Origin of the sequence: Coprococcus sp. AF102-57 (genome assembly GCF_027686195.1) — a bacterium.
Taxonomy (GTDB): domain Bacteria; phylum Bacillota; class Clostridia; order Lachnospirales; family Lachnospiraceae; genus Allocoprococcus; species Allocoprococcus comes.
This window is the reverse complement of sequence record NZ_JAQCSY010000014.1, coordinates 17,432-18,736: the sequence shown is the minus strand read 5'-3', so window position 1 is coordinate 18,736 and position 1,305 is coordinate 17,432. Positions and strand designations below refer to the sequence as shown.

Below are 1,305 nucleotides of genomic sequence, written 5' to 3'. Positions count from 1 at the left end.
CATCCTGTGCAAATTCACTCAAAAATCCATCCTGTAAGTTAATAGTCGCATTTTCGAGTTCCATACAAACATCCTGTTCTTTTTTTCTTAGCTCCTGTTCCATTGTTACAATCGTATTCGGAATCACTTTTGTATTATGAAATGTAATAATTGCTGTATTTTCCTTTACATCCACATACTTACTAGCTTTCATCCATACATACGATGTACCGTTATTTTCGATGATTCCGCGATAGAAAATTTCTTCTTCCACACATCCATCTACAAGATGTTCTGTTAAATTCTCACCTGCAAGACATTTCTGGACATTTACCCAGTCTGCTTCACAAATATATTTTTCCGCATATTTTTTTATAAAGTCATCATATGATTCTGCTGTTTTTACTTGTTCATAGACATCATGATTATGAGAATAAATACATTCATAATCTTTTTCTCTCAGATTAACTTTTATAATCACATAAAATTTTCCAAGATATTCATCCTTACCAGGACGGATAATGTCTGATATCTTTACGCTTTCCAAGCGGTTATTGTATATATTTTGCAGATCCAGCAGAATCTGATGTACTTTACAGCAGGCTATATAATTTTTGGAGCAACCTCCCTCTTTTTCCAGGCACCTGCTAATTGCCATGGTGGATTCTGTACACGATATCACATCCCTTAAAGATATATTCTCTGGCTGTTTTGCAATCTGATATCCACCCTTTATCCCTTCACAGGCTTTTATGATTCCTGCTTGTTTTAATTTTTTTGTTATTTTTGGAATATAACTGGATGGAACACTTAGTTCCTGAGATAATTCTGATGTAGAGATCATCTGCCTTTGTGCTGCCAGATAACATACGATTCTGATAGCATAATCCGTTGTACTTGTAAGCTGCATGGTTTTACCCCTTTCCTTAGCTAAACTATTTCAGGTATTAGTTCGTCCTAAAAAATTGGTGGGTTCCTGTCGGACGATGAAATTGATTATTCAAAAATTTCCATCAATTTCATCAAGATATGGGGGTCGTTCTACTCTATCATCAGATATAAGATCTAGAATTCTATAAATAATAATATCGCAACATATAGTAATGCGATGATGGCTTTTCAATATAATTTTTTCTCATTGTCTATTTGAATCAGAGAATGTTTCTCATCAACGTTCTGAATTGTATCTCATTTGTGGTTTTTTTTATAATGCTATAAATAGGAAAGATTTTTTTTATTTTTTTGTAAAATCTATTCCATCGTATCGATATTCTTCCATTAATATCTTGTTATGAACTTCGTTCAAAAAAAAGAAACCATGCCTCG

Annotated in this window: 1 protein-coding gene; it reads right to left on the bottom strand. The window is 33.1% G+C overall.

What is annotated here, in order from left to right; translation table 11 throughout:
• Positions 1–889, bottom strand: an 889-nt coding sequence (locus PGZ10_RS10065; RefSeq protein ID WP_270541318.1) for an RrF2 family transcriptional regulator, incomplete at its 3' end; no start/stop codon positions are given.
• Between the last annotated feature and the right edge of the window lie 416 nt (positions 890–1,305).